This window comes from Streptomyces sediminimaris (genome assembly GCF_047049295.1).
Taxonomy (GTDB): Bacteria; Actinomycetota; Actinomycetes; order Streptomycetales; family Streptomycetaceae; genus Streptomyces; species Streptomyces sediminimaris.
Window position 1 is genome coordinate 7,554,228 of the sequence record NZ_JBJWOT010000001.1, and the last position, 24,991, is coordinate 7,579,218.

At 73.6% G+C, this 24,991-nt stretch carries 24 protein-coding genes and 1 pseudogene; 16 read left to right on the top strand and 9 right to left on the bottom strand.

All coding sequences use genetic code 11. The features are described 5' to 3' along the window. Positions 1–27 precede the first annotated feature (27 nt). The 8 genes from ACJ9NR_RS34600 (at position 28) to ACJ9NR_RS34635 (ending at position 7,335) form a co-directional block, all read left to right on the top strand. Complete coding sequence (locus tag ACJ9NR_RS34600; RefSeq protein ID WP_412490723.1) at positions 28–348, top strand: L-rhamnose mutarotase; 321 nt, start codon at positions 28–30, stop codon at positions 346–348. Further along, positions 345–1,706 (top strand): BNR repeat-containing protein, encoded by a 1,362-nt coding sequence (locus ACJ9NR_RS34605; protein WP_412490722.1) that lies wholly within the window; start codon positions 345–347, stop codon positions 1,704–1,706. The genes ACJ9NR_RS34600 and ACJ9NR_RS34605 overlap by 4 nt, the downstream gene beginning before the upstream one ends. Before the next feature lie 79 nt (positions 1,707–1,785). Continuing rightward, complete coding sequence (locus ACJ9NR_RS34610; RefSeq protein WP_412490721.1) at positions 1,786–2,811, top strand: LacI family DNA-binding transcriptional regulator; 1,026 nt, start codon at positions 1,786–1,788, stop codon at positions 2,809–2,811. A gap of 101 nt (positions 2,812–2,912) precedes the next feature. Continuing rightward, on the top strand, positions 2,913–4,214 hold the full coding sequence (locus tag ACJ9NR_RS34615) for an alpha/beta fold hydrolase (protein ID WP_412490720.1): 1,302 nt from the start codon (positions 2,913–2,915) through the stop codon (positions 4,212–4,214). A 50-nt stretch (positions 4,215–4,264) separates the two neighbouring features. After that, a complete protein-coding gene (locus ACJ9NR_RS34620; protein ID WP_412490719.1) occupies positions 4,265–5,008 on the top strand; it encodes a PIG-L deacetylase family protein in 744 nt (247 codons plus the stop codon). A 120-nt stretch (positions 5,009–5,128) separates the two neighbouring features. After that, positions 5,129–5,755, top strand: coding sequence for an FxLYD domain-containing protein (locus ACJ9NR_RS34625; protein ID WP_412490718.1), 627 nt, complete (start codon positions 5,129–5,131; stop codon positions 5,753–5,755). A gap of 179 nt (positions 5,756–5,934) precedes the next feature. Continuing rightward, positions 5,935–6,462: a GIY-YIG nuclease family protein gene (locus ACJ9NR_RS34630; protein ID WP_412490717.1), complete on the top strand. Its 528-nt coding sequence runs from the start codon at positions 5,935–5,937 to the stop codon at positions 6,460–6,462. Positions 6,463–6,504: 42 nt separating this feature from the next. Next, positions 6,505–7,335, top strand: a complete 831-nt coding sequence (locus tag ACJ9NR_RS34635) for a pentapeptide repeat-containing protein (RefSeq protein WP_412490716.1) — start codon at positions 6,505–6,507, stop codon at positions 7,333–7,335. Here ACJ9NR_RS34635 and ACJ9NR_RS34640 read toward each other — a convergent pair. Continuing rightward, positions 7,297–8,841 carry a cytochrome P450 gene (locus ACJ9NR_RS34640; RefSeq protein ID WP_412490715.1) on the bottom strand — a complete coding sequence of 515 codons (1,545 nt, stop codon included), beginning with the start codon at positions 8,839–8,841 and terminating at the stop codon, positions 7,297–7,299. The genes ACJ9NR_RS34635 and ACJ9NR_RS34640 overlap by 39 nt on opposite strands. Before the next feature lie 117 nt (positions 8,842–8,958). Here ACJ9NR_RS34640 and ACJ9NR_RS34645 point away from each other — a divergent pair, with 117 nt between their 5' ends. Together ACJ9NR_RS34645 and ACJ9NR_RS34650 are read left to right on the top strand one after the other, a co-directional pair. Beyond that, positions 8,959–9,570 (top strand): TetR/AcrR family transcriptional regulator, encoded by a 612-nt coding sequence (locus ACJ9NR_RS34645; RefSeq protein WP_412490714.1) that lies wholly within the window; start codon positions 8,959–8,961, stop codon positions 9,568–9,570. Continuing rightward, positions 9,569–9,733, top strand: a pseudogene (locus ACJ9NR_RS34650) (DUF2470 domain-containing protein); the annotation flags it as partial. The gene ACJ9NR_RS34645 and the pseudogene ACJ9NR_RS34650, both read left to right, overlap by 2 nt. Before the next feature lie 166 nt (positions 9,734–9,899). On the opposite strand, the gene ACJ9NR_RS34655 reads toward ACJ9NR_RS34650, so the two are convergent. Next, complete coding sequence (locus ACJ9NR_RS34655) at positions 9,900–11,171, bottom strand: FUSC family protein (RefSeq protein WP_412490713.1); 1,272 nt, start codon at positions 11,169–11,171, stop codon at positions 9,900–9,902. 364 nt (positions 11,172–11,535) lie between these two features. Next, positions 11,536–13,182 (bottom strand): glycoside hydrolase family 13 protein, encoded by a 1,647-nt coding sequence (locus ACJ9NR_RS34660; RefSeq protein ID WP_412490712.1) that lies wholly within the window; start codon positions 13,180–13,182, stop codon positions 11,536–11,538. A 305-nt stretch (positions 13,183–13,487) separates the two neighbouring features. Here ACJ9NR_RS34660 and ACJ9NR_RS34665 point away from each other — a divergent pair, with 305 nt between their 5' ends. The 4 genes from ACJ9NR_RS34665 (at position 13,488) to ACJ9NR_RS34680 (ending at position 17,729) form a co-directional block, all read left to right on the top strand. Further along, on the top strand, positions 13,488–14,582 hold the full coding sequence (locus ACJ9NR_RS34665) for a LacI family DNA-binding transcriptional regulator (protein WP_412490711.1): 1,095 nt from the start codon (positions 13,488–13,490) through the stop codon (positions 14,580–14,582). A gap of 144 nt (positions 14,583–14,726) precedes the next feature. Next, positions 14,727–15,704: a phosphotransferase family protein gene (locus ACJ9NR_RS34670; RefSeq protein WP_412490710.1), complete on the top strand. Its 978-nt coding sequence runs from the start codon at positions 14,727–14,729 to the stop codon at positions 15,702–15,704. A gap of 179 nt (positions 15,705–15,883) precedes the next feature. Then, positions 15,884–17,176, top strand: coding sequence for an ROK family transcriptional regulator (locus ACJ9NR_RS34675; protein WP_412490709.1), 1,293 nt, complete (start codon positions 15,884–15,886; stop codon positions 17,174–17,176). A 319-nt stretch (positions 17,177–17,495) separates the two neighbouring features. Beyond that, positions 17,496–17,729 (top strand): hypothetical protein, encoded by a 234-nt coding sequence (locus ACJ9NR_RS34680; RefSeq protein WP_412490708.1) that lies wholly within the window; start codon positions 17,496–17,498, stop codon positions 17,727–17,729. Between the two features lie 42 nt (positions 17,730–17,771). Here ACJ9NR_RS34680 and ACJ9NR_RS34685 read toward each other — a convergent pair whose 3' ends face one another. After that, the gene (locus tag ACJ9NR_RS34685; protein ID WP_412490707.1) at positions 17,772–18,800 is read right to left on the bottom strand and encodes an SDR family oxidoreductase; all 1,029 of its coding nucleotides are present in this window, start codon (positions 18,798–18,800) and stop codon (positions 17,772–17,774) included. A gap of 124 nt (positions 18,801–18,924) precedes the next feature. On the opposite strand from ACJ9NR_RS34685, the gene ACJ9NR_RS34690 reads away from it, so the two are divergent. Continuing rightward, positions 18,925–19,581, top strand: a complete 657-nt coding sequence (locus tag ACJ9NR_RS34690) for a M15 family metallopeptidase (protein ID WP_412490706.1) — start codon at positions 18,925–18,927, stop codon at positions 19,579–19,581. Between the two features lie 99 nt (positions 19,582–19,680). Here the strand turns inward: ACJ9NR_RS34690 and ACJ9NR_RS34695 are convergent, their stop codons facing one another. The 3 genes from ACJ9NR_RS34695 to ACJ9NR_RS34705 all read right to left on the bottom strand — a co-directional run bounded on the left by ACJ9NR_RS34695 (position 19,681) and on the right by ACJ9NR_RS34705 (position 22,682). Then, entirely contained in the window at positions 19,681–20,646 is a 966-nt protein-coding gene (locus ACJ9NR_RS34695; RefSeq protein ID WP_412490705.1) for an SDR family NAD(P)-dependent oxidoreductase, read from the bottom strand. A 298-nt stretch (positions 20,647–20,944) separates the two neighbouring features. Beyond that, a complete protein-coding gene (locus ACJ9NR_RS34700) occupies positions 20,945–21,607 on the bottom strand; it encodes an HAD family hydrolase (RefSeq protein ID WP_412490704.1) in 663 nt (220 codons plus the stop codon). A 37-nt stretch (positions 21,608–21,644) separates the two neighbouring features. Beyond that, positions 21,645–22,682, bottom strand: a complete 1,038-nt coding sequence (locus ACJ9NR_RS34705) for a PHP domain-containing protein (RefSeq protein ID WP_412491827.1) — start codon at positions 22,680–22,682, stop codon at positions 21,645–21,647. A gap of 109 nt (positions 22,683–22,791) precedes the next feature. Here ACJ9NR_RS34705 and ACJ9NR_RS34710 point away from each other — a divergent pair, with 109 nt between their 5' ends. Further along, on the top strand, positions 22,792–23,028 hold the full coding sequence (locus tag ACJ9NR_RS34710) for a hypothetical protein (protein WP_412490703.1): 237 nt from the start codon (positions 22,792–22,794) through the stop codon (positions 23,026–23,028). A 127-nt stretch (positions 23,029–23,155) separates the two neighbouring features. On the opposite strand, the gene ACJ9NR_RS34715 is transcribed toward ACJ9NR_RS34710, so the two are convergent. Together ACJ9NR_RS34715 and ACJ9NR_RS34720 are read right to left on the bottom strand one after the other, a co-directional pair. Then, complete coding sequence (locus tag ACJ9NR_RS34715; protein WP_412491826.1) at positions 23,156–23,767, bottom strand: VanZ family protein; 612 nt, start codon at positions 23,765–23,767, stop codon at positions 23,156–23,158. A gap of 383 nt (positions 23,768–24,150) precedes the next feature. After that, positions 24,151–24,813: a DUF4230 domain-containing protein gene (locus ACJ9NR_RS34720; protein WP_412490702.1), complete on the bottom strand. Its 663-nt coding sequence runs from the start codon at positions 24,811–24,813 to the stop codon at positions 24,151–24,153. Positions 24,814–24,991 lie beyond the last annotated feature (178 nt).

A 24,991-nucleotide genomic window follows, 5' to 3' on the forward strand; every position in this document is an offset into this window, starting at 1 on the left:
CACCTTCCGACCCAGGAGCGGTACCTCATGCAGCGCGTCTGTTTCCTCCTCAAGGTCCGCGAGGACCGGCTCGCCGAGTACCGCGAACGCCATGCCGCCGTGTGGCCGGAGATGCTCGACGCTCTCTCGGCCACCGGCTGGCACAACTACTCGCTCTTCCTGCGCGACGACGGCCTGCTCGTCGGCTACCTGGAGACCGAGGACTTCCAGGCCGCGCAGGCCGGCATGGAGGCCACCGAGGTCAACGCCCGCTGGCAGGCGGAGATGGCGCCGTTCTTCGAGTCGCTGGACGGCGCCCGCCCCGACGAGGCCATGAAACCCCTGACGGAGGTGTTCCACCTCGCATGACCGCCGCCACAAGCGGGCTCCCCGCCCCCGAGGTCACCCTCCTCGACCGCACCCGACTCGACGCCGGAGCGCTCTACTTCGTCTCCTACGACGGCCTCGTCAACAACAACGCGTTCCAGAAGCACGGGCTGTTCACCTACCGCGGCCACCAGTACGCCGCCTGGTACACGGCCTCCCGTGAGGCCGTGGTCGCCCGCCGGGAGCAGGCGGGGCGGACCTGGTCGGCGGTGACCCTTGCGCACCGGCTCAAGAGCGACGACTCGCACAACGTCGTCTGCATGGGCTTCTCCAGGGCCGACGGCCGTCTCCACCTCAACCTGGACTCGCACAGCGACGGCTTCTTCTACGTCAGGTCGGTCGCTGGGCTCCTCGACGATCCGGCGGCCACGCCGTGGACCCCGTCCGCCTTCGGTCCGGTGCTGACCACGCTCGACGGCCTGGCCCTCACCGGCGAGTTCACCTATCCGCAGTTCATCGCCACCCCCGAGGGCCGGCTGCAGCTCGCCTACCGCGTCGGGGTCTCCGGCGACGGCCGCAACGCCCTGGCCGAGTACGACGGTTCGACGTGGACGGCACTGGGGGAGTGGACCAGCTCGACGGGCACGTACACCACCGCCCACGGCTCCTCGACCGCCCGCAACATGTATCTGCACGGCATCGACTACGACACGAGCGGCCGGCTGCACGCCTTCTTCACCTGGCGCGAGCAGAACGCGGCCGTGATGTGCGACAGCGGCGGCATCGCCAACCACGACACCGGCTATGTGTACTCGACCGACCGCGGCCGCACCTGGCGCAACGACGCCGGCGCCGTCGTGGCCACCACCGGCGGTCCGGACACCGTGGCCGTCACCGGCGGCGGACTGGTCGTCGACCCCCTCGGCCCGGACCACTCGCTGATGAACCAGGAGAGCCAGTGGACCGATTCCGCCGGCCTGCCGCACGCGGTCGTCAGCTACGTCCCCGGCCGCTTCCGCCGGTGCACCACCGATTACGTGGCCGACCGCACCGCCCACGGCCGCGCCTTCCACCTGCGCAAGACCGCCTCCGGCGGCTGGCACAAGACCGAGATCCCGGTCGCCCTCGGTTCCAGCCAGCGCACCAAGCTGGTCCTGGACCGGTACGACAACGCCTACGCGGTCCTCCCCCACGGCCGGATCGCCGGCGCCTCCAGGGCCTCCGGGTACACCGACTGGACGCTGCTGTACGACGGCGCCGGGCTCGACGCCTTCGGCGAGGTCGTCATCGACGAGACGCGGGTGCGCGAGGGCAACGTCCTGTCGTTCATGTACCAGGAGAAGTCGAGCGGTACGACGCCCTCCCCGCTCCACGTCGTCGACTTCGGACTGCCCGCGTGACCGGCCAGGACACGCCGGTCCATGACGGTAATGTGATGGCCTTCCGGCCGTCCCGCGTCCCCCAGGAGGTCCCTGCCTGATGTCCCAGTCGGTGGGTATCAAGGACGTCGCCCGCGCCGCCGGAGTCTCGGTCGGCACGGTGTCGAACGTGATCAACCGTCCGGACACGGTCGCCTCGGAGACCCGGGCCCGGGTGCAGTCCGCCATAGACCGGCTCGGCTACGTGCGCAGCGAGTCGGCGCGCCAGCTGCGTGCCGGCCGCAGCCGGATCATGGGCCTGCTCGTCCTGGACATGGGCAATCCGTTCTTCGTCGACGTCGCCCGCGGTGCCGAACGCGCCGCCCGCGACGCCGGCCTCGGCGTCATGGTCTGCAACAGCGCCCAGAGCGCGGGCGAGGAGGCCGAGTACCTCTCGCTCTTCGCCGAGCAGCGGGTACGCGGTGTCCTGCTCACCCCGACCGACGCCTCCGGCCGCAACATCGAGACGTTCCGGCGGCACAACATCCCCTTCGTGCTGGTCGACCGGGTCGGCGACTCCACCACCGAGTGCTCCGTCTCCGTCGACGACGTGGCGGGCGGTGCGCTCGCCGTGCGGCACCTCGTGGACGCCGGGCACCGGAGCATCGCGTACGTCAGCGGTCCCCCCGGCCTGAACCAGGTGCGCGACCGCCGCACCGGCGCCCTGAGCGCGCTCGCCGAGGCGGGCCTCGGCCCCGGGAGCCTGCGCGAACTGCCCACCGAGCGCCTCGACGTGGCCGCGGGCCGCGACGCCGGCGCCCGCCTGCTCGGCCTCGCCGACCGTCCCACCGCCGTCTTCTGCGCCAACGACCTGCTCGCCCTCGGCGTGCTGCAGGCCATGTACGCGGCCGGCGTGCGCGTCCCCGACGACCTGGCCATCGTCGGCTACGACGACATCGAGTTCGCCGCCGCGGCGGCCGTCCCGCTCACCTCCGTCCGCCAGCCCGCCGTCACCATGGGCGCCCTCGCCGCCGGACTGCTGCTGGAGGAGACGGAGGCCGAGACCGGCGCCAGGCGTCACGAGCACCGGCGCGTCGTGCTCCAGCCGGAGCTGGTCGTACGGCGTTCGAGTCTGGCCGTCCGCTGACCACCAGTTCAGTAGCTTTTCATGATCCCAGGGCTCGGCCGCCGGACGGAGATGTGATGAAGTGGGACGCGGCCCGACATCCGTCCGTCCCTGGAGACCCGTTGACCGCCTCGTACCGTCAGCCCGGCGTCGTCCTCACCGACCGCCGCTTCACCGTGCCCCTCGACCACGACGACCCGGCGGGCGAGACCATCGAGCTCTACGCCCGCGAGGTCGTCGCGAGCGACAGGGCACAGGCGGACCTGCCGTGGCTGGTCTACCTGCAGGGCGGCCCCGGCTTCGGGGCGAACCGTTTCGTCGGCCGCCAGTCCTGGCTCGGCCGCGCCCTGAAGGACCACCGGGTGCTGCTCCTCGACCAGCGCGGCACCGGGCACTCCACCCCCGCCAACCGCCAGACCCTCGCGCTGCGCGGCGGCCCCGCCGAACAGGCCGACTACCTCGCCCACTTCCGGGCCGACGCCATCGTCCGCGACTGCGAGGCGATCCGCGGCCAGGTCACCGGCGGCGCCCGCTGGAGCGTCCTCGGCCAGAGCTTCGGCGGGTTCTGCACCGTGCACTACCTCTCCAGTGCGCCCGAGGGCCTCGCCGCCGCCCTGATCACAGGGGGTCTGCCCTCCCTCGACGCGCACGCCGACGACGTCTACCGCGCCGCCTACCCCCGCATCGAGCGCAAGGTCGCCGCGCACTACGCCCGTTACCCCCAGGACGTCGAACGCGCCCGCCGCATCGCCGACCACCTCCTCACCCACGACGTGAGCCTGCCGAACGGCTACCGCCTCACCGTCGAGGCGTTCCAGTCCCTCGGCATCATGCTCGGCGGCAGCGAGGGCAGCCACCGCCTGCACTACCTCCTGGAGGACGCCTTCGTCCGCACACCGCGCGGCCCCGAGCTCTCCGACGCGTTCCAGGAGGCGGCCCAGTCCCTGCTGTCGTACGCGAGCCACCCGCTGTACGCCCTGGTGCACGAGGCCATCTACGGACAGGACGAGCGCCCCACCGCCTGGTCGGCCGAACGGGTCCGCGCCGAGTTCCCGCAGTTCGACGCGGCCAAGACGCTGGCCGGCGACGGACCGCTGCTGTTCACCGGCGAGTCGGTCCACCCGTGGATGTTCGAGTGCGACCCGGCGCTGCGCCCGCTGCGCGAGACGGCCGGACTCCTCGCCGCCCGCACCGACTGGCAGCCGCTCTACGACACCGCCCGCCTCACCGCCAACGAGGTCCCCGCCGCGGCCGCCGTCTACCACGACGACATGTACGTCGACACCGGCCACGCCCTGCGGACCGCCCGCACGATCCGGGGTCTGCGCACCTGGGTGACCGACGAGTTCGAGCACGACGGCGTACGGGCCGGCGGCCCCCGGGTCCTGGACCGGCTGCTCGCCCTCACCCGTGACGAGGCCTGACGGCGCCGCCACGGGCGGACGGGGCCTGTCGCGGTACTAGTCTGCGGAGCATGACCGAGCCGCAGCCCGCCCAGCTGAAGCCCATGCCCGCCGACTGGCAGCGCGCCCTCGCGGTCGTGGCGCACCCGGACGACCTCGAGTACGGGTGCTCGGCCGCCGTCGCGGCCTGGACCGACGAGGGCCGTGAGGTCGCCTATGTGCTGGCGAGCCGGGGAGAGGCGGGCATCGACACCCTCGACCCCGCCGAGTGCGGCCCGCTGCGCGAGCGTGAGCAGCGGGCGAGCGCGGCCGTCGTCGGGGTGTCGCGGGTGGAGTTCCTCGACCACAGGGACGGGGTGATCGAGTACGGCACGGCCCTGCGCCGCGACCTCGCCGCCGCGATCCGCCGGCACCGGCCCGAGCTGGTGATCACCCTCAACCACCGGGACACCTGGGGCGGCGTCGCTTGGAACACCCCGGACCACGTCGCCGTCGGCCGGGCCGCGCTCGACGCGGCGGGCGACGCCGGCAACCGCTGGATCTTCCCCGAACTGGCCGAGCAGGGCCTGGAGCCCTGGAACGGCGTGCGGTGGGTGGCCGTCGCCGGCACCGCCTCTCCCACGCACGCGGTGGACGCCTCGCCCGGACTCGAACGGGCGGTGCGCTCACTGCTGGAGCACCGCACCTACATCGAGGTGCTGACCGACGAGGACCCGGAGACGTACGTCCGCGGATTCCTCACCGGCAACGCCGAGCGGATGGCGGACCGGTTCGGCGGCAGGCCGGCCGTGGCCTTCGAGCTGTTCAGCCGGTGACCGGGCCGGACTCCGGCCGCGATGACCGGCCGGGGCCCGCCCGACGACATGCCCCGCGACATATTCCGGCATAAGGTTCATCTCGCCGTATTTCCATGGTCGCGGGAGAGGACGTCGAGGATGAGGGCAGGGGCTTCCCCCCGGGCGCGAGCGGGCCGGTCCCGGCCGGTGGCCGGCACGCTGGCCCTGGTCGCCGCTTGCACCATGACCCTGGTGTCGTGCGGCTCGGACAACGGCGGCGGCGGTCCGAGCACGCCGTCCACCGAACGGCCCACCGCGCCGGACACCGCCTCCTTCTCCGGCACACCGCCCTCCGCCATGTCCTCGGCGGAGGCATCGGCGCGCGCCGCGGCCTCCTCGAGGGCGGCGTCCGCCTCAGCGGCCGCCTCCTCCTTCGAGGCGTCCGTGTCGGCCGAGACCGAGCGCGCCAACAGGGCAGCCCAGAGCGAACTGAAGGACGTCAAGGCGCCGGGCAACGCGATGTCCGAGGTCACCATGACCGGCAAACCGCGCGCACAGACCGGCGGGCTGCTCGCCGTGGTGGTGACGATCACCAACAAGTCCGGCAAGAAGGCGTCCTACGCCGTCCAGGTCGACTTCCTCGACTCCTCCGGCAAGGCCGTGGAGACCCGCTATGTCGGCGCCGAGGACCTGGCCCCCGGCGAGAAGGCCCAGCCGGTCGCCGTCAGCCGCAAGCCGCCCCAGCCGGTGTTGACCCCGAAACTGGTCAAGGCGCAACGGTACTGAGGCGTGGGAGCGTTCGGGGAAGCGCCCCTCCGGGGGGCCCGTCGGCGCCCGGGAGCAGTCCCCCGTCGTCCGGGCCCGGAAGTCATCGGTGAGGTCCGCTCGCGCCGCGGCCGATGTCAGACCCCCGTGCGACCGTGAGGACAGACGGGAGGGAAGCGGGAGGGAAGGGGGACGGCGGCATGAGCGAGGTCGACGCGCGGTTCCTGCGCGGCCTGTTCGACGAGGAGGGCAGCCTGCACGGCGGCGGCAGGACGGCGCTGTACCGCCTGTACGGCCTCGAGGGCCTGCTCTACGTGGGCATATCGGTCTGTCCGCTCACACGGGTGCGCACCCACCTGCGGGAGCAGCCCTGGGGACCCGGCGTCATCGGCGTACGGATCGACTACCCGGCGGACGCCGAGGCCGCCGAAAGGGAAGCCGTCTTCACCGAACGCCCCAGACACAACGTCGTCTTCAACGGCTCGGACCCGCCCCCGCCCCCCGACCCCGCGTCCCGCCTCAGAACCGAACTGACCGTGGAGCGCCGCCGTCTGGCGGAGTTCGAGTCCGCGGTCCCCGAGTCGTCGGCCCACCTGCGCCTCCTGGAGCGCGGCATCCGGTCGAAGAAGGCGAAGATCGCCGAACTGGTCCAGGCGATCGGGGAGGCGGAGGCCGCCGCCCGGGCCGCCGGGGCCGGCCGCTCCGGTCCGCGGCGGCACGACTCGTAGGAAGGCGCAGGTCACCGCCCCACCCCGGATATCCTTGGCGGTATGTCAGATCAGATGGCCGGCCGGGGCGACCTGCGTGGTGACTGCGCGCGCTGTTTCGGGCTGTGCTGTGTCGCCCTGCCCTTCGCCGCCTCCGCCGACTTCGCGATCGACAAGCGGGCCGGCCAGGCGTGTCCGAACCTGCGGGAGGACCACCGGTGCGGCATTCACACGCGGCTGCGGGACGAGGGGTTCAGCGGCTGCACCGTCTACGACTGCTTCGGCGCGGGGCAGAAGGTCTCGCAGGTGACCTTCGGCGGGCAGGACTGGCGTGCCGGGCCGGCCGAGCGGGCGCGGCGCATGTTCGAAGTGTTCCCCGTGGTGCGGCAGTTGCATGAGCTGCTCTGGTACCTGAACGAGGCGCTGACCCTGCCGGCGGCGCGACCGCTCGGGGACGAGCTGCGGCGCGTGCTCACGGCGACCGAGGAGCTCACCCGCCGGACCCCCGAGCAGCTGGCCGCGCTGGACGTGGCCGCGCACCGGCAGGAGGTCGGCCACCTCCTGCTGAAGGTGAGCGAGTCGGTGCGGGCAGGCACGGGCGGCCGGGGGAAGGACCGCCGGGGGGCCGACCTGATGGGAGCCCGGCTCAGGGGCGCCGGTCTGCGCGGTGCGCACCTGCGCGGCGCCTGTCTCATCGCCGCCGACCTGACCCGGGCCGACCTGCGGGGCGCGGACCTGCTCGGCGCCGATCTGCGCGACGCCGACCTCACCGACGCCGATCTGACCGGCGCCTTCTTCCTCACCCAGCCGCAGGTGGACGCGGCCCGCGGCAGCGCCGGCACGCGGCTGCCGGCCTCAGTCACCCGCCCCGCGCACTGGACAGCGGGCGTCTGACGGCGCCTCGCCGAGGGCCGGGGCAGCGGCCGCCCCGGCCCTCGCCGGGCGCCGCTCCAGGTGCAGCCGGAGCCCTTCCGGCATCAGCGTCAGCCGCTCGGTGACCCGCAGCCGGTAGCCGGGATCGGGGCGCAGGTCGTAGCGGCGCAGCAGCAGGCCGAGCACCAGCGTGGCCTCGTGCAGCGCGAACTGCCGCCCGATGCACGCCCGCGCCCCCGTCCCGAACGGTTTGAAGGTGTGCGGGGCGCGGGCCCGTACGGCCCCGGGGTCGAACCGGTCGGGGTCGAACCGCTCCGCGTCGGCGCCCCACACCGCGGGGTCGCGGTGCAGCATCATGGTCAGCACCAGCGCCCAGGCGCCGCGCCGCATCGGATGCTCGCCGGCCAGCAGCGTGTCCTCGCGGGCCTCCCGCGCGAAGGCGGGCGCCGTCGGCCACAGCCGCAGCGACTCGTCCAGCACCCGGCGCACGTACCGCAGCCTGGCCACCTGGTCGTAGCCGGGCAGCTCGGCGTCGCCCCACACGGCGTCCACCTCGGCCCTGGCGCGGGCGGCGACCTCGGGATGGCGGGAGAGGTGGTGCAGGGCGAAGGAGAGCGCGCCCGACGTCGTCTCGTGGCCGGCCACCAGGAAGGTGATGACCTGGCGGCGGACGTTCTCGGCGGACAGCCGTTCCCCGGTCCGCGGGTGGGCCGTCTCCAGCATCCGGTCCAGCAGGTCCCCGCTGCCGCCGCCGTCCCCCGCCCGCCGGGCCCGGACCAGGTCGTCGACCGTGCGGTTGAGGTGGGCCATGTCCGCCTCGTTGCGCCGCGAGGCCCGGCGCAGCAGATACGGGGCCAGCGGCGCGGGAACGGTGTTCAGCCGCTGGGCGTAGGACAGCGTGCCGACCATCGCGGACACGAAGGGATGCGGGCGGGAGCGCCCGAAGGAGCCGAAGTCGTGCCCGAAGCCGGTGCGGGCTATCGTCTCCAGCGTCAGCTTGGTCATGTCACCCGGCACGTCCACCGCCCGGCCCGCCGCCAGCTCGCGGTCCCAGTGGCCGGTGAGCTGCTCGGCCACCGCCAGCATCATCGGGTGGTAGCCCTGCATGGCCTCCCGGTTGAAGCCCGGTGCCAGGACGTCGTGCGCCAGCTGCCAGTTCGGCTCGTGGTTGTACGCCGTGAAGAGCGCGTCCCCGACGACCGGCCGCAGGTTGGCGACCCCGAGACCCACGTGCTTGGCGAAGCGCGCCTCGTCCGCCAGGTCGGCCGCCAGGGCGGCTCCCCACACGAACACGAACTCCTTGCCGAACGCCTTGCGCCGGAAGATCGGCCCCAGCTGCCGGCCGTAGCGCATCGAGTCCTGGACGGGGGTGCGCCGGTCGGCGCCGATGATGTCGCCGAGCAGGGGGACGCGGCGCGGGGGACGCGGGATGCGGTGGAGTTCGGGCCAGCCCTGTTCGGCGCTCCTGAAGCCCTTCGGCAGCGGGGCACGTTCCTGCGGTCCGGCTTCCGTCGTCGTCTCCGCCATGACGCGATCTCCCTTGAATCAGCGGCAGGTCGAGCTGTCGTGCGTCGTTGTACGTGAGTTCAATAACGGGGCTCAGTCTGGTCCTGCCGTTGAACCGGCGTCAAGTAAGGTGCGGGCATGGCCGCGAACCAGGGCGGGCGCACCCGCCGCCGGCTCAGCACCGAGGAGCGCAGGGAGCAGCTGCTCTCGGTGGGGGCGCGGCTGTTCTCGGAGAGCCCGTACGACGAGGTCTGGATCGAGCAGGTCGCCGAGATCGCGGGCGTCTCGCGCGGGCTGCTCTACCACTACTTCCCGACCAAGCGTGACTTCTTCGCGGCGGTCGTCGAGCGCGAGAGCGAGCGGATGCTGCGCATGACGGCGGCCGTGCCCGGGGTGCCGGCGCGCGAGCAACTGGCCGCCGGACTCGACACGTTCCTGGAGTACGCCCACGCCCACGCGCACGGCTTCCGCGCCTTCCACCGCGCGGACGCCGCGGGGGACCGGACCATCCGCCGGATCTACCAGCGGGCGCTCGCCGCGCAGGAGCGGCAGATCCTGGCGACCATCGCCGCCGACCCGGAACTGGGCGAGGAGGCCCGGCGGCGCCCCGACCTCCGGCTGGCCGTCCGCGGCTGGCTGGCCTTCACCACGGCCGTCTGCCTGGAGTGGCTACGGCGCTCGGACCTGACCCGGGAGCAGGTGCGGGACCTGTGCGCCCGGGCGCTGCTGGGAGTCATCGCACCTCCGTGACCGGACAAGGCTCACCCGACTCGGCCGCGCCCGGGGCGTGCGCCCACCACGGGCGCGCGAAGGAGCGCAGCTCACGGAGCGCCTGCGCGTCCAGCTCGCACAGGCCGGCGCCGCATCCTGCCCGCGCGCCCTGCAGCGGCAGCGCGCAGACGGCGACGGGTGAGGCGAACGGCTCGCCCGCGAGCCGCAGCGCACCGCTGCCGCCGACCACGTGGAAGACGAGCGGCGGACTGCCCGCAACACCGGGGACCCGGGTCGCGCGCAGGGCCATGGCGGCCCACCGGACCGGTGCGTGCCTCCGGCGCCCAAGGCGGGAGGGGACGCCGGTGTCACCTGGCGCGGCGGGCGGTGCCGGGACGGTTGCGCCGCAGCACCTCCGGTACCCGCAGCAGCTCCGAGTCGTGCAGGCTCTCCCGCAGCCTGGTCAGCCGCGGCATCCGCTCGCGCTGGTCACGGGCGTTGCGGTCCAGCTCCTCGAAGAGCCGGCGCGAGCGGTGCTCGGTGTCCATCTCGTCGATGATGCGGTTCACCTCGGTCAGCACGGCGCCGTAGAGCTGCCAGGAACGGGCGTCGCGCTGGACCTCCTCGAGAAGCAGCTGGGCCAGCTTGTCGCGGGTGGTCGCCGCCTGCCGCAGCTCGGCGGCCAGCCGGGACTCCGCGGACTCGGCACTCGCGCTGACGTGGCTGGTCACCAGCACCGCGAAGCTCACCACCGCGTCGGCGATCTCCGACAGCAACTGCTCCACGGCGGCGCCCGTCGCGGGCGCGAACAGCGGCTCGGGCTCGCGTTCCTTGGTCAGGTCGGTGAAGGTGCGCGCCAGCACCCGCAGCACGACCGTGCAGATCTCCAGCGTGTCCAGCCCGGTCCGCAGCACCACCCGGTGCAGCAGCCCCTCCCGCACGCGCGGGTTGAGCCGCAGGCTGTCCTCGGCCTGCCGCAGGGCCGCGTCCACCTCGACGATGTCGTGATCGAGCCGGCGCGCCTCGTACAGCCGCTGCGTCGCCCGCTCGACGGGGGTGCGGCCCGCGGCCTCCTCGCCCATGCGCAGCATCAGCTGCCGCACCCGGCGGGCCAGCCCTTCGACCGACTCGCCCGCCGCGTCCACCCATACGGGCGGTGGGAGCAGGAGGTTGCAGCCGAGCCCGACGACCGCGCCGATCAGCGTCTCCACCACCCGTGCCCAGGCCGTGTCCCCCACGGTCGTGACGCCGAGGACCAGCATCGCGCTGATCGCCACTTCGGGCACGTACTCGTCGACCCGTACCAGATGCCCGACCGCCAGCGAGGCCACGATCAGCAGGGCCAGGCTCCACCAGGTCAGACCGACCAGCAGGCTGAAGGCGATGGCGACCAGGACCCCGGTCACCACCGAGTTCACCCGGCGGACGCCGTTGGTGAGCGTGGCGTAGAGGGTCACCTGGACGACCAGCAGCGCGGTCAGCGGGGCGGTCAGGGGCGCCGGCTCGGGGCTGAGCCGCAGCGCGACGACGTACGCGATGGTCGCGGCGGCCGCCGAACGCAGCGTCTGCACGACCACGGGGTCCCGGCGGCGCCTCACGAACCGGACGAGGGACGCGGTCCACTCACGTACTTGTCGCATCCTCGGGCCGTGCTCCTTCCGTATCCATGGGCACATCGCACCGGGCGAGTACCCAGGGCACCAGCCGTCTCGAGGTTCTCACGCCCGCGCACGGCCATCGCGTCGAAGGAGGCGCGGGTGTCGCGATCACCGGCGGACGCCTGCGCGGGCGACCCGCCGGCCCGGGGACTCGCCTCCCCGCCGCTCGCCGCGCCGGCGGGCGGACGCGGGCATGCGCGCCCCGGGCGTGGCGGTCGTGGCGGGGCGGGACCGGCCGCTGTCCCGGCGCGCGGGGGCCCGGCCGACGGCGCCGCGGCTCGTCGGGCGACCCCGGGCGGGAGGCCCGGTGGGCGGGCCCGCCCGCGGCGGGTTCACCGCGGTGTGCTCACGCCGACAGCCAGGCCGCGTGGTCGGGTGCGAGCATGCCGTCGCGCACCGGTCCGCTCGCCAGCAGGACCGAGCCGTCCCCGGGCAGCCGGTACGGCCCGGGGGAGAGGTTCACCACGCACCGGAAGCCCGGGTCGCGGCGGAAGAAGAGGACGCCGGCCGGCGCGTCCAGCCAGGTGAGCGACCCGTCGCCGAGGGCGGGGTGCTCGCGGCGCAGACGCAGGGCGCCGCGGTACAGCTCCAGCATCGAGTGCTCGTCACCGCTCTGCGCGGCCACGCTGAGGTCCCCCCACAACTCCGGCTGCGGCAGCCAGGGTTCGGCCGAGGCGTCCTGCGGACTGAAGCCGTACGGCGCGCTGCGCCCCGACCACGGGATCGGCACCCGGCAGCCGTCACGCCCCCGGTCGGTGTGTCCGGACCGCTCCCAGACCGGGTCCTGCAGGACGCTCTCCGGCAGGTCCTCGACCTCCGGCAGCCCGAGCTCCTCCCCCTGGTAGACGTAGGCGCCACCGGGCAGCGCCAGCATCAGCAGGGCGGCCGCGCGGGCCCGCCGGGTGCCCAGTTCGAGGTCCAGCGGGCCCTCGGGCCGGTAGGTCTCGTTGGCCACCCACCGTTTGACGACCCTGCGGCCGTAGCGGCTGGGGTGGCGCACGACGTCGTGGTTGGAGAGCACCCAGGTGGCCGGCGCGCCCACCGCGCCGAGCATCGCGAGCGAGTCGTCGATGACGGCCCGCAGTTCCTTGGCGTCCCAGCTCGACATCAGGAAGTCGAAGTTGAACGCCGTGTGCAGTCCGTCCCGGCGGACGTACGCGGCGAGCCGCTCCGGGGTGTCCGCCCAGGCCTCGGCGACGAACGAGCGGTCACCCGGGAACTCGTCGGCCACCCGCCGCCAGGCGCGGTAGATGTCGTGCACCTCGTCGCGGTCCCAGTGCGGATGGTCGAAGTGCCCGGGCCTGCCGCCCTCGGCCGGTGCCTGCGGCCGGGGCGGCAGGTCGGGCAGTTCCGGATGCTTGATCAGCCCGTGCGCGACGTCGATGCGGAAGCCGTCCACGCCCTTGCCGAACCAGAAGCGCAGGATCGACTCGAACTCCGCCCGCACTTCCGGGTTCTCCCAGTTGAGGTCCGGCTGCTCGGGGGCGAAGAGGTGCAGGTACCACTCGCCGTCGGGCAGCCGGGTCCAGGCCGGGCCGCCGAAGCACGACATCCAGTCGTTGGGCGGCTCGGCGCCGCCGGGCCCCCGGCCGGACCGGAAGACGTAGCGCTCCCGCTCGGGGCTGCCCGGCCCGGCCGCAAGCGCGGCCCGGAACCAGGCGTGCCGGTCGGAGGTGTGGTTGGGCACGATGTCGGGGATGACCCGGATCCCGTGGCGGTGCGCCTCCTCGATGAGCTGCTCCGCCTCGGCGACCGTGCCGAACAGCGGGTCGATCTCCCGGAAGTCGGCGACGTCGTAACCGTGGTCGGCCATCGGGGACTTGTACCAGGGGTTGATCCAGATCGCGTCCACGCCGAGCCGGCTGAGATACGGCAGCCGGGAGCGGATGCCGGCGATGTCGCCGACGCCGTCACCGTTGCCGTCGGCGAAACTGCGGACGTAGACCTGGTAGATGACGGCGTCGCGCCACCAGGGCTCGGTGCTGGTCGGCATGTCGGGGCGCTCTCCTCGTGGATCAGCGGGACGGCGGGGTCACTCGGCGGCACCGGCCGCCCGGAGGTGCGGTGGCTGCGCTGTCACGACCGCGGCAGGAGTGTTCGTACAGGTCGGCGGCGTCCGAGGGTCGGTGTTCCCTTGCGTCTTCGTGTCCGTCCAGGACATCCATGACCTTTGTGGGACAACGTTTGCACGCTAGGAGAGCAGCGGGCGGCGCGTCAATGCGTTACGCGCCGGTAAGTGGCTGGCAGCGCTGTCATCCGGGCCTGTGGGTACGTGCACGTTTGTGCTAACGTCCGCCCATGCCAGCAGCTCAACGGCACCCCACGATGACCGATGTCGCCGAACGCGCCGGGGTCTCCGCATCGACCGTGTCGCGCACCCTGCGCGGGCTGTCGAACGTGTCGCCGGGCGTCCGGGCCCGCGTCGAGGCGGCCGCGCGGGAGCTGAACTTCGCGGTGTCCCGGCACGCCTCGAGCCTGGTGACCGGCAGGACCGGCGTCGTGGCGGTGCTCGTGCCCACGCTCAACTCGTGGTTCATGGGCTCGGCCCTCTCCAGCCTCGGCCCGATGCTGCGGGCGGCGGACCTGGAGCTCGCCGTCTACGTCATACCCGACCTGGCCGAGCGCGCCTCGTTCTTCGAGCGGCTCCCGGCCCGCCGCAACGCCGACGCACTGCTGGTCTTCTGCTTCGACCTCACCGACGAGGAGTGCGCCCGGCTCGACGACCTGGGCATGCCGGTGGTCTACGTCAGCCAGCACGCCGGCGGCCGGCCCAGTGTCTACGTCGACGACGTGGCCGGGGCCCGTGACGGCACCCGGCACCTGCTCAACCTGGGACACCGCCGGATCGCCTTCGTGCAGGCCCAGGGCGCCACCGGCTTCTCCTTCAGCTCGCACGGGCGGCTGCTCGGCTACCGGCAGGCGCTGGCCGAGGCGGGCGTCCCCCGGGACGACTCGCTCGTCGTGGCCGCGCCGCCCGAGGACAAGCGGGCCGTCGTGGAGGCGATCGGCCGGCTGCTGAGCCTGCGCGAGCCGCCCACCGCCGTCTTCGCCGAACAGGACGAGCTCGCCGCCTCACTCGTCCGCACCCTGCGCCGGTCCAGGATCGAGGTGCCCGAGCGGATGTCCGTCCTCGGCTTCGACGACCAGCCGGTGGCCGAGTGGTTCGACCTGTCCACCGTGGCCCAGTCGCCCTCCGACATGGGCCGGGTGGCCGGCGACCTGGTCCTGGCACTGCTCGACGACCCGGACGCCGACCCCAGACGGCACGTGGTCCTGCCGACCCGTCTGATCCCGCGCGCCACCACCGCCCCGGCCCCCGGGCCCGGCGCGGACGGCGCGAGCCCGGGGCGGGGTGAAGCGAATGCCGCCCGGAACGCGGGACGCGTTCCGTAGGCTGTACCGGGACCGCGTGCCGGACCGCGTGCCGGACCGGGACGCCGCGGCCGCCGGTGAGCGGCCGGACACGCCGGCCCCGGACGGCGGTACGGCGAGGACGCGGACGCGGCCCGCCGAGCGCAGGGGAGGGGTGGGCGGACGGTGGTGGACTCCTGGGAACGCGCCCGGCGCATTCTGGAGGGCTCGAAGATCCCTCCCGACCGCCTCGTCCACGTGCGCCCCCTCGACGGCGGCACCTACAACACGGTCGAGGAGCTCCGGCTCACCGACGGCAGCCGCTACGTACTGAAGCTCGCGCCGGACACCCCCGGGCTGAGTTACGAGAAGCGACTGCTGGTCTCCGAGGCCGAGTTCTACCGCTGCGCCGCCGCCACCGGCGTGCCGGCGCCGCGCCTGATGTCCCTCGGGGGCGACGCCGCCGGACGTCACCTGCTGATGACGGCGTGTCCGGGCGAGGCCTGGGGATCCTGGCTCACCGATGCCCAGCAGGCCGTGCTTCGCGCGGAGTTGGGGAGGCAGGTGGCCCGGCTGCACCGGGTCACCGGACCGGCCTTCGGCTACCCGTCCGGTGCGCTCGGCCCCCTGTCGCGCCACTGGCGCAGCGCCTTCACCGGCATGCTGGACGCCGTCCTCGACGACGCCCGCCACTACCGGGCCCGGCTGCCCCGCTCCGCCGACGAGGTGGCCCGTACCGCTCGCGCCGCGTATCCCGCGCTCGAGGAGGTCACGACACCGAGCCTCGTCCACTTCGACCTGTGGCCGGGCAACATCCTCGTCGACCGCTCGGCGGGCGAGCCCCGGATCGGCGGACTCATCGACGGCGAGCGCATGTTCTGGGGTGACCCGCTGGCCGACTTCGTCTCGCTGGCGCTGCTGGGGGACATCAGGAAGGACGAGGCGTTCCTCGCGGGATACCGGGAGGCCGGCGGACGGGCCGAGTTCGACATCCCGGCGCTTCTGCGCCTCGCGCTCTACCGCGTCTACCTCTACCTGATCATGCTCACCGAGACGGTCCCGCGGGAGGCCGGCGCCGAGCACGACCGCTGGGTCCAGAAGCTGGTGGCTCCCGAACTCGTGGCGGCCCTCGACGAGATCGAGGCACTGGCCGCGTCCGGATGAGGCACCGGCCGCCTCCGGACGACGCACCGGACCCGTCCGGAGGAGGAACCGGCCGTGTCCGAAGCGGGCGCGTCGCGGCCCCGTCTTAGCTCACAGCATGAACTAAGGGTAGGAGGAAGTCGCGCCGCGCCCGCACCCGGAGGTATGTTGCAGGTCGAACAGGGTGCGAAGGGAGCCACATGGCTGCGGGGCGGAACGGACGCACGGTACGCGACCTCAGGCGGGCCAACCGCACGGTCGTGCTGCAGCGGCTCTACTTCGACGGGCCCCTCAGCCGCTTCGAGCTCGGCCCGGCGACCGGACTCAGCTCCGGCTCGGTCAGCAACGTCGTCGCGGACCTGGTGGCGGACGGACTGGTGGAGGAGGCCGGCAGCGTCGACTCCGACGGCGGCCGTCCGCGCACGCTGCTGCGCGTGGCACCCGCCAGCGGCCACATGATCGGCGTCGACGTCGGCGAGACCCGGGTGCGGATCGAGCTGTTCGACCTGACCCTCACCGAACTCGCCCGCGCCGAGCGGCCCCTGGAGCAGCAGCGCTACGAGGTCGAGGTCATCGTCGGCCACATCCGCGACGGCGTCGCCGAGGTGCTCGCCGAGGCCGGCATCGCCCCCGAGCGGCTGCTCGGCGTCGGCATCGGCGTCCCGGGCATCGTGGAGCGCACCCCCGACCGCGGTGCCGTCGTCCATGGCCAGACCATCGGCTGGGACGCGGTCCCGCTGGAGCACCTGCTGCGCTCCACCTCGCAACTGCCCGACGCGGTCCCGTACTTCATCGACAACGGCGCCAAGACCCTCGGCCAGGCCGAGATGTGGTTCGGCGGCGGGCGCGGCGCGCGCAACGCGGTCGTCGTGCTGTTCGGCTCCGGCGTGGGCGCCTGTCTCGTCACCCCCGAGGTGGAGCACGGCCGGGCGGTCGAGTGGGGGCATCTGACCGTACGGGTCAGGGGGCGCCGCTGCCGGTGCGGCGCCCTCGGCTGCCTGGAGGCGTACGCGGGCGCGGAGTCCCTGCTGGAGCGCTGGCGGGAGGAGGGCGGACGGCCGCCCGAGGGGGTCGACGAGGAGACGGCGCTGACCGCGATGCTGGCCGCGGCGTACCCCCCGGCGGGTGCGGAGGCGGACCCGGTCGCCCTGGCGGTACTGGAGGAGACCGCGGAGTACCTCGGTGCCGGCCTGTCCGATCTGATCAACCTCTTCCAGCCCGAGCGCATCCTCATCGGCGGGTGGGCCGGGCTTCAGCTGGGGGCGCGGTTCCTGCCGGCGGTGCGGCGGTACGCGGCGTCCTACGCCCTGCGGCATCCGGCGGAGAAGGTGACCGTCGAGCTCGGGCGGCTGGGGCCCGACGCGGTGACGGTCGGCGCGGCGATTCTGCCCCTGGCCGGCTTCTTCGCCCGGGGCGGGCGCCGGCCGGAGCCCCCGCCCGAGGGCCCGGCGCCGGCGTGGCGGACGGCGCTGCAGGAGCGGGCACCGCACTAGGCGCTGGGCTTCGAGCAGCTGGGCGCCCGGCGGGCGCCGTGTGCGCCGCCCGGCGGGGGCGAGTGCGTCATCAGCCGGTCGGCGGGGGTGGGTGCGTCATCAGCCGGTCGGCGGTGCTGGTGCGCCCTGGCTGGTCGGCGGTGTGCGTGCGCCCCCGGCCGGTCGTGCGGTTTCCCGCGGGCCCTCGGGGGTGCCGCGGTGGCCGCGGCTCGCGGACGGCGGCAGGCGGACGGCGGCACGTTTCGGTCAGGGCGGCGGAGGTACTCGCGATGCCCTCCACCACATGAAGATGCCCTCCACCACATGAAGGGAGAACGCCGTGGCCGACAGGCGCGACCTTGGCCGGGACGGCGAGCCCGTGCCGCGGGACCTGCCCGATCAGCAGGTTCGCGAGGGCGAGGACCCGCTGGACATCCCGCTGCCGCCCGGGGAGGAGGACGAGGCGGGCGGGGAGGTGCCCGACACCGACGAGGCCGGAGCGGGGCGTCAGGACGGGCCGCGTTCGGCCACGGTCCATCCCGAGCACCCCTCCCCGGACGAGTCCCCCGCCTGACCCCGGCGGCAGGCCCCGCCGCCGGACCCCGGCGGTCGCGGGTCAGCCCACCTTGCGGCCCTTCATCGGCTCCGTAGGGGCTCCCTCGCCCCGCTGCAGGCCCTGCAGGAACTCCTCCAGCACCTCGGTCGCCGAGCGCTCCGGGCGCCAGCCCAGCTCGACGCGTGCGCGCGTGCAGTCCATCAGGGGCAGCCGCAGCACCGCGTCGAACAGGTGCGGTGAGGCGGGCAGCAGGTGCAGGCCCCAAGCCGCGGCGATCGCCGAGCGGGCCGCGGCGCGGGGCAGCCGTACCGGGCGCGTGCCCAGCATCTCGCCGAGCAGTTCCACGTCCACGGGAGGTTCGGCCGCCAGGTTGAAGGCGCCGCGCGCCTCGGAGCCCACCGCGAGGACGTACGCCTTGGCCGCGTCGTCGGTGTGCAGCGCCTGGACGCGCAGACCGGGGATGTCGGGGAGGAAGGGAAGCAGCTCCGGGCGGGCCAGCGGGCCCGGCAGGAAACGGCCGCCGAAGATCCGGCGCTGCTCGCTCGCCGACTCCCGCTTGAAGAGGAAGGCGGGCCGCATCCGGACCACCCGCACCTCGGAGTGCTCACGTTCGAACGTGTCGAGAGCACGCTCCAGATAGGCCTTCTCCCGGCAGTACGCGGCGTCCGGCCAGCCGTGCGTGGGCCAGGACTCGTCCACCGCGTGGTCCTTCGGCCCCGGCGAGTACGCGCCGACCGACGAGGCGTGCACCAGTGCCGGCACCCGCGCCGCCGCCACCGCCTCGAACACCCGGATGCTCCCGAGCACGTTCGTGCGCCAGGTCGTCGCCGGGTCGTGCGTCGGCTGGAACGCCCACGCCAGATGGACGACCGCGTCGGCGCCCGCGAACATGTCGGCCAGGTCCGACCGCTCGGACGCCAGGTCCACCGCGGACCACTCCGTCTTCGCGGGCGACCAGTCGGGAATCCGCCGCGCCAGGCCCAGCACCGACCCGACCCGGGGATCCTCGGATAGCTGCCGCACCACGCTGGTGCCCACATTGCCGGTGGCGCCCGTGACCACGATCCTGCTGCCCGTCGTACTGCTCACCTTCGGCTCCTTCCGGCCGCCCGGTTCCACGCTCCGGCCCTCCCGCCGGAAGCGAGCCGACCGAGTACCCGGCCGGAGGGGAGACACGCGGACCGCTCGGCGGCGGGCGCGAGATCATCGGGCCATGAGCGAGATCATCCTGATGTCCGACGCCCGCGTGGCCGCGATACCGGTGCGGGAGAGCGGTGAGCGCCTGGTCGACGTACGAGAGGCGCTGCTGGTCGACGACCGCAAGCACGAGGACTCCCAAGGGGCGGGGGTCTACCTGCGCCAGGGTGTCCTGGACCGCCTCGTCACCGCGCAGGCGCACCTGCCGGACGGCCTGCGCCTGCTGTTCGTCGAGGGGTACCGGCCACCGGCCCTGCAGCGCTCGTACTTCGAGAAGTACGCCGCGAAGCTGCGCGCCGGGCACCCGCGGTGGCCGGCGGACCGCATCCGTGCCGCAGCCAGCCGCTATGTCTCTCCGCCCGAGATCGCGCCGCACAGCGCCGGCGCTGCCGTCGACCTCACCCTCGCCGACTCCGACGGCCGCGAGCTCGACCTGGGCACTCCGATGAACGCCGACCCCGAGCAGAGTGACGGGGCCTGCTGCACGGGCGCGGCGAACATCTCCGCCGAGGCCCGCGCCCGTCGCGGGCTGCTGGGACGGGCGCTCGGCGCGGCCGGTCTCGTCAACTACCCGACCGAGTGGTGGCACTGGTCGTACGGCGACCGTTACTGGGCCCTCATGACGGGCGCGGCGGCCGCCCTGTACGGGCCCGCGGAGCCGGACAAGCACTGAGCGGGTCGGGCAGGGCAGCGCGCTCGGGGAGTGGGGCAGTCGGGCGAACGGCCACGGCGGTGCCGGGGCCGGCGTGCCGCGGCGCCGGAGGCGGAGGGCTCAGGCGGCGCCGAAGGCGTTGACGCCGGTGAGTTCCGCCGACAGCTCCCACAGGCGGGCCGCCTGCTCGGGGTCGGTCGCCCAGGCCTTGACGCCGGAGCTCTGGTCGCCGTCCACCGCCGGCTCGGCGATGTCGCAGTCCTCGAGGTAGACGCCGCCGAGGCCGTCCAGCTGGGGCGAGGTGGCCGCCCACACCTGGGTGGCGGCGCCCTGCTCCGGCGTCTTGAAGCCCTGGGGGTTGAGCACGTTGCCGGCCTCGTCGATCCAGCCGCGCTCGATCATCTCCTCCCTGGGGATGTGCCGCTGGAGCGGCGTGAGGATGCCGCCGGGGTGGAGGGAGAAGGCGCGCACGCCGGCGTCGCGGCCGAGTTTGTCGAGGTGGACGGCGAACAGGACGTTCGCGGTCTTGGCCTGACCGTAGGCCCCCCACTTGTCGTAGTCCCGCGTCCACTGGACGTCGTCCCAGCGCATGCCCGAGAAGTGGTGGGCGCGGGAGGAGACGGAGACGATCCGGGCGCCGCCCGGCGCGATGGCCGGCCACAGGCGGTTGACCAGGGCGAAGTGGCCGAGGTGGTTGGTGGCGAACTGGGCCTCCCAGCCGGGCCCCACCCGTGTCTCGGGGCAGGCCATGATCCCGGCGCTGTCGATCATGATGTCGACGGTCCGCCCGGAGGCGAGGAACCGCTCGGCGAAGCCGCGCACGCTCTCCTGGTCGCCGAGGTCCATCTCGTCGACCTCGACGCCGCTCACGTCGGCCAGCGCCTCCTCGGCGGTGGCGCGGCGGCGGGCCGGCACCACCACGCGGGCGCCCGCCCCGGTGAGCGCACGGGTGGTCTCCAGGCCGAGACCCGAGTAGCCGCCGGTGACGATCGCGAGCTTGCCGCTGAGGCCGATGCCCGCCAGGACGTCGTCGGCGGTGCTGGTGGCGCCGAAGCCGGATCCGATCTTGTGCTGTGCAGTGCTCATGCCGGGAACGCTACGAATTCGAGTGCTCTCGAAGTCAAGCGCGACCCGCGGGCGCCGGGGACCCGACTCCCAGACGAAAGCCCCGACCGGACGGGGGAGGCCGGTCGGGGCCGTTCGAGGGCGGGCACGGATGGCGGTCGCCTCTCGGCGAAAGGCTCCACAGGGCTTCAGCCGAACGATCGTCCCTGTGGGCGAATGGTGAGGCCCGGGGACACTGTCCCATCCGCACCCACGTGTCGTTCAACGGGCAACCTCTCCGAGGTGTTCCTTCCCGCGCCGCTTCCCGGGGTGATGTGCGTCACCGCGTCCCGAAGGGACTGTCCGCCAGGCACGCGAGGAGATGGGCCGGGTCGTCGTACACGGCCGTGGCTCCCGCCTCCTCCAGGTCCGCCCGCGGGATCCCGCCGCACAGCACCCCCACGCAGCGCACCCCCGCCCGGCTGCCCGCCTTCATGTCCCACACGGTGTCCCCGACGAGGACCGCGCGCTCAGGCGGCACCCCGGCCAGCTCCAGGGCCTGCTCGACGGGCTCCGGTGCCGGCTTGCCCTGCTGGACGTCCTCGGCGCTCGCGGTGGCGGTGATGGCGTCCTCGGCGGAGATGGCGCGGCGCAGGGCGGAGAGCTCGGGACCGCTCGCGGAGGTCGCGAGGACCACCGTCCAGCCCTCGTGGTCCAGGCGCCGCAGCAGCCGTCCGGCGTCCCGGAGCGCGGGCAGTCGGTCGAAGTACTGGCCGTACAACGTCTTGTGCGCGGCGCTGAGTTCGGCGTCCTGCTCCTTCTTGCGCCCCTCGCCGAGCAGCCGGGCGACGAGGTCCTCGGAGCCGAGTCCGACGGCCCGGTGGATGGAGTGCATCGGTACCGTGTGGCCCGCCTGGCGGAAGGCCTCCCACCAGGTCACCACGTGCAGGTGATTGGTGTCGACGAGAGTCCCGTCGACATCGAAGACGGCCGCCCGTTCCATGCACGCTCCTTCGCTCGCTCCTCGCCCGGGTACCACGTCAGGGGCGTGCCACGCCCGCGGGAGTGCGGCGTTCGCGGGTCCAGGCGAGCAGGTCGTCCAGGGACCACGTGGTCACCACGCGCTCGGCGGGCACCCCGCACTCCTCCGCCCGGGCACAGCCGTTGATCTGCCAGTCCAGCTGGCCGGGCGCGTGCGCGTCCGTGTCGATCGAGAACAGCACCCCGGCGTCCACCGCACGGCGCAGCAGCCGCCGCGGCGGGTCGAGCCGTTCGGGACGGCTGTTGATCTCCAGGGCCGTGCCGGTCTCGGCGCAGGCGGCGAAGACCTCGTCGGCGTCGAACTCCGACTCCGGCCGTCCCCGCCCGGTCACCAGCCGTCCGGTGCAGTGACCGAGGACGTCGGAGTGCGGACTGCGTACGGCGGCCACCATGCGGCGGGTCATCGAGCGGGCGTCCATGCGCAGCTTGGAGTGCACGGACACCACCACGACGTCCAGCCGCTCCAGCAGCCCGGGTTCCTGGTCGAGCGAGCCGTCGTCGAGGATGTCGCACTCGATGCCGGTCAGCAGCCGGAACGGCGCCCATGCCGCGTTCAGCTCCGCCACCACCTCCAGCTGCTCGCGCAGCCGCTCGGGCGACAGACCGCGTGCGACCGTCAGCCGCGGGGAGTGGTCGGTCAGCACCGCCCACTCGTGCCCGAGTGCCGCCGCGGCCCGGCCCATCTCCTCGACGGGGCTGCCCCCGTCCGACCAGTCCGAGTGCAGATGGCAGTCCCCGCGCAGCAGCGCGCGCAGCCGCGCACCGGCCCCGGTGTACGGCTCGGCGGCCTCGTCCTCCAGTTTCCGAAGATAGCCGGGCGTCTGTCCGGCCAGCGCCTCCCGCACCACCTGCGCGGTCTTCGGGCCGACACCCTTGAGCGACTCCAGCGACCCGTCGGCCGCCCGCCCGCGCACCGCGCCGGCGGGCAGCGAGGCCAGCACGCGGGACGCCGTGCGGAAGGCGCGGACGCGGTAGCCCGGCGCCAGGGACCGCTCCAGCAGGAAGGCGATCCGGTCCAGTGCCTCGAGGGGATCCATGGTGACCTCCACCACCAGGGTTCCCCAGCGGCGGGCGGGGCGCACCGCGTGGCCGATCGATCGGCCGGCCGCGAGGCTTTCGACCGGAATGCGGCCTACGCTCTCTTGCATGAGTGACATTTTGGGCCCGCATGTCTCCAGACCGCGCATCTTGGTGCTGGGGGTCCAGCCCTGTACGCCGCCGTTCCGGATCGTCGAGATCGACGGCGAAGTGGTCGGCGAGGCCAGGTCCGTCACCGACGTCCTCTCGGTGGCTGCCGCGTTCGGCATCACGGTCCACGACCTGGACGACCCTGACGTGGTGCGCTGGGTGGGCGGGGACAAGTTCACCTGGACGCGGCACTGAGAGCCGGCGGGCGCGTCACCGGGCGCCGCGGGTGTGCCGCCGGGGCCGGGCGGCACCGACCGCGTGCCGCCGGGTGTGCGCTGGACGCGTCAGCCCGCCGCAGAGGTTGCACGGCGGCGGCGGGTCCTCAGTCCCGGCGTTCCCGCGCGTGCACCGCACGGCTCATCCGGCGGCCCAGCAGCACGTAGCCGATCAGCGCGCCGGTGGTGTTGAGGATGACGTCGTCGATGTCGAAGGCGCGCCCGGTGATCAGCGCACCCTGCGCGAACTCCACCAGCAGCATCACCAGGGCGGTCAGCAGCAGCACCCGCAGCACTCCGCGGGCGCGCGGGGCGACGACCGGGACGAGGATCCCGAACGGGACGCCCAGCAGGATGTTCCCGCCGATCTGCTTGACGGCGTCCCGCAGCGCCGGCTGATCCAGATACGCGCGCAGCGAGCGGCCCGGATGCAGATTGGTGTGGGCGAGCGCCGCCGACGCGGGGGAGGGCTCGAGTGTCAGCCGGGCCAGCACCACGGCGAACGCCACCATGAACCCGAAGGCGCACGTCATCGCGAGCAGACGGATCGGGAAGGCCAGGACATGCCGTTCGCGCGGGGCGGGTTCCGGCCCGCTCCCGCCCGCCCTGCCGGACCTTCCCGCCCTGCTCGCCTTACCGGCCCTGCCTGCCGCCTTGCTCGTCCGGCCCGCCCTCGCCCCGCCTGCGGCCTTGCTCGATTTCCCGAACGCGCCGAACAGGCCCGTCCTGCGGGTCCCGCCGGTCCCGGGTGTCCCGGCGGCCTTTCCCGCCCCGGCCGCCCTGCCCGCCCTGCCGGACCTGCCGGGTTTCGCGGTCCTGCCGGGTTCAGCGGTCCTGTCGGACTTGGTCATGCGCAGACGTGATGCCGAACGTGGTCCCGCGGCTGCCCGGGCCATCTGGTCCTCCAGTCTTCAACTTCCCAGCGTTGCAACGCGGTTACCCGCTCGGCGGACGAGAATGCGGTCCGCCATACAGCTCTGGCCGGATGTCGCCGCGGTGTCTCCTGCTGCTGCGGGGCTCCCCGGCGCCGGGATCGCCGCGGCGGTTCCCGGCGGCCGGTGTTCCCCGTGCCGCCGGGCCCGCCCGAGGCTGCCGCAGACGGTCAGCCGCCGTACGTGACGTGCACCTCCTTGAAGCCGAGGGAGCGGAGCAGGCCCTGGAGCATGTCGGTGGTGTTGGTCTCGGCGCGGCGGGTGAGGCCGCTGTCCTTGGCGGCTTCACCGATGTGCTTCACCGCGAGCTTCTGTACGGCCTGTTCGCTGTTGGGGTTGTCCGAGAACAGGTCGCCGAGGCGGTCCAGGAGACCGCGCTGCTTGGAGACGGCGTAGGAGCGGTCGGGATCGAGAGCGGGCTTGCCGAGTGCCGCGTGCGGCAGCCGGAGTGTGGCGGACGTACGGTCGCCGTTGACCGTCACGTCGTCCTTGCCGACCTTGCCCAGGTCGACATAGGCGTCGACGGTGCCCGCCCCGATGTAGAGCGTGCGGGAGCCGCGGATCGCGTCGGGCAGGAACTTGGTGTCCTTTTCCAGGTCCACGACGACCTGGAAGTTGCCGGAGGCGGCGTCGTAACGGCTCATGTCCTGGATCGACTGCAGGAGTGCGGGTCCCGAGCGGTCGTGCGTGTGGGTGCCGAACAGGTCTTTGAGGCCGGGCAGCACACTGAGCCGGATCCCGGCGAAGAACACCACGAGCACCAGTACGACGGCGCTCACCGCCTTCGCCCAGCCGGGCATGCGCCTGGACACGCGCCTGATGGGAGTCGTCATGGCGACGGCCCTCCTTCCTACTGTTCCGGATGCCCGCCAAAGTCCTTGTCAGACCGCGCTGTTGGCCGAACGGTGGCCTCGACGGGGGCACACGGGGCGCGCTGGCGCGAAGAACTCGAGGCAGTCTCCGTCCCGGGGCGCGGCCCGCACGCCGAAGCCGGTCCATGTGAACGGTGGG

Bases quoted from the DNA above. Each gene is read 5' to 3' on its own strand.
- ACJ9NR_RS34600 (WP_412490723.1), top strand. From the start codon at position 28: ATGCAGCGCGTCTGTTTCCTCCTCAAGGTCCGCGAGGACCGGCTCGCC.
- ACJ9NR_RS34605 (WP_412490722.1), top strand. From the start codon at position 345: ATGACCGCCGCCACAAGCGGGCTCCCCGCCCCCGAGGTCACCCTCCTC.
- ACJ9NR_RS34610 (WP_412490721.1), top strand. From the start codon at position 1,786: ATGTCCCAGTCGGTGGGTATCAAGGACGTCGCCCGCGCCGCCGGAGTC.
- ACJ9NR_RS34620 (WP_412490719.1), top strand. From the start codon at position 4,265: ATGACCGAGCCGCAGCCCGCCCAGCTGAAGCCCATGCCCGCCGACTGG.
- ACJ9NR_RS34625 (WP_412490718.1), top strand. From the start codon at position 5,129: ATGAGGGCAGGGGCTTCCCCCCGGGCGCGAGCGGGCCGGTCCCGGCCG.
- ACJ9NR_RS34630 (WP_412490717.1), top strand. From the start codon at position 5,935: ATGAGCGAGGTCGACGCGCGGTTCCTGCGCGGCCTGTTCGACGAGGAG.
- ACJ9NR_RS34635 (WP_412490716.1), top strand. From the start codon at position 6,505: ATGTCAGATCAGATGGCCGGCCGGGGCGACCTGCGTGGTGACTGCGCG.
- ACJ9NR_RS34640 (WP_412490715.1), bottom strand. From the start codon at position 8,841: ATGGCGGAGACGACGACGGAAGCCGGACCGCAGGAACGTGCCCCGCTG.
- ACJ9NR_RS34645 (WP_412490714.1), top strand. From the start codon at position 8,959: ATGGCCGCGAACCAGGGCGGGCGCACCCGCCGCCGGCTCAGCACCGAG.
- ACJ9NR_RS34655 (WP_412490713.1), bottom strand. From the start codon at position 11,171: ATGCGACAAGTACGTGAGTGGACCGCGTCCCTCGTCCGGTTCGTGAGG.
- ACJ9NR_RS34660 (WP_412490712.1), bottom strand. From the start codon at position 13,182: ATGCCGACCAGCACCGAGCCCTGGTGGCGCGACGCCGTCATCTACCAG.
- ACJ9NR_RS34665 (WP_412490711.1), top strand. From the start codon at position 13,488: ATGCCAGCAGCTCAACGGCACCCCACGATGACCGATGTCGCCGAACGC.
- ACJ9NR_RS34675 (WP_412490709.1), top strand. From the start codon at position 15,884: ATGGCTGCGGGGCGGAACGGACGCACGGTACGCGACCTCAGGCGGGCC.
- ACJ9NR_RS34690 (WP_412490706.1), top strand. From the start codon at position 18,925: ATGAGCGAGATCATCCTGATGTCCGACGCCCGCGTGGCCGCGATACCG.
- ACJ9NR_RS34695 (WP_412490705.1), bottom strand. From the start codon at position 20,646: ATGAGCACTGCACAGCACAAGATCGGATCCGGCTTCGGCGCCACCAGC.
- ACJ9NR_RS34700 (WP_412490704.1), bottom strand. From the start codon at position 21,607: ATGGAACGGGCGGCCGTCTTCGATGTCGACGGGACTCTCGTCGACACC.
- ACJ9NR_RS34705 (WP_412491827.1), bottom strand. From the start codon at position 22,682: ATGGATCCCCTCGAGGCACTGGACCGGATCGCCTTCCTGCTGGAGCGG.
- ACJ9NR_RS34710 (WP_412490703.1), top strand. From the start codon at position 22,792: ATGAGTGACATTTTGGGCCCGCATGTCTCCAGACCGCGCATCTTGGTG.
- ACJ9NR_RS34720 (WP_412490702.1), bottom strand. From the start codon at position 24,813: ATGACGACTCCCATCAGGCGCGTGTCCAGGCGCATGCCCGGCTGGGCG.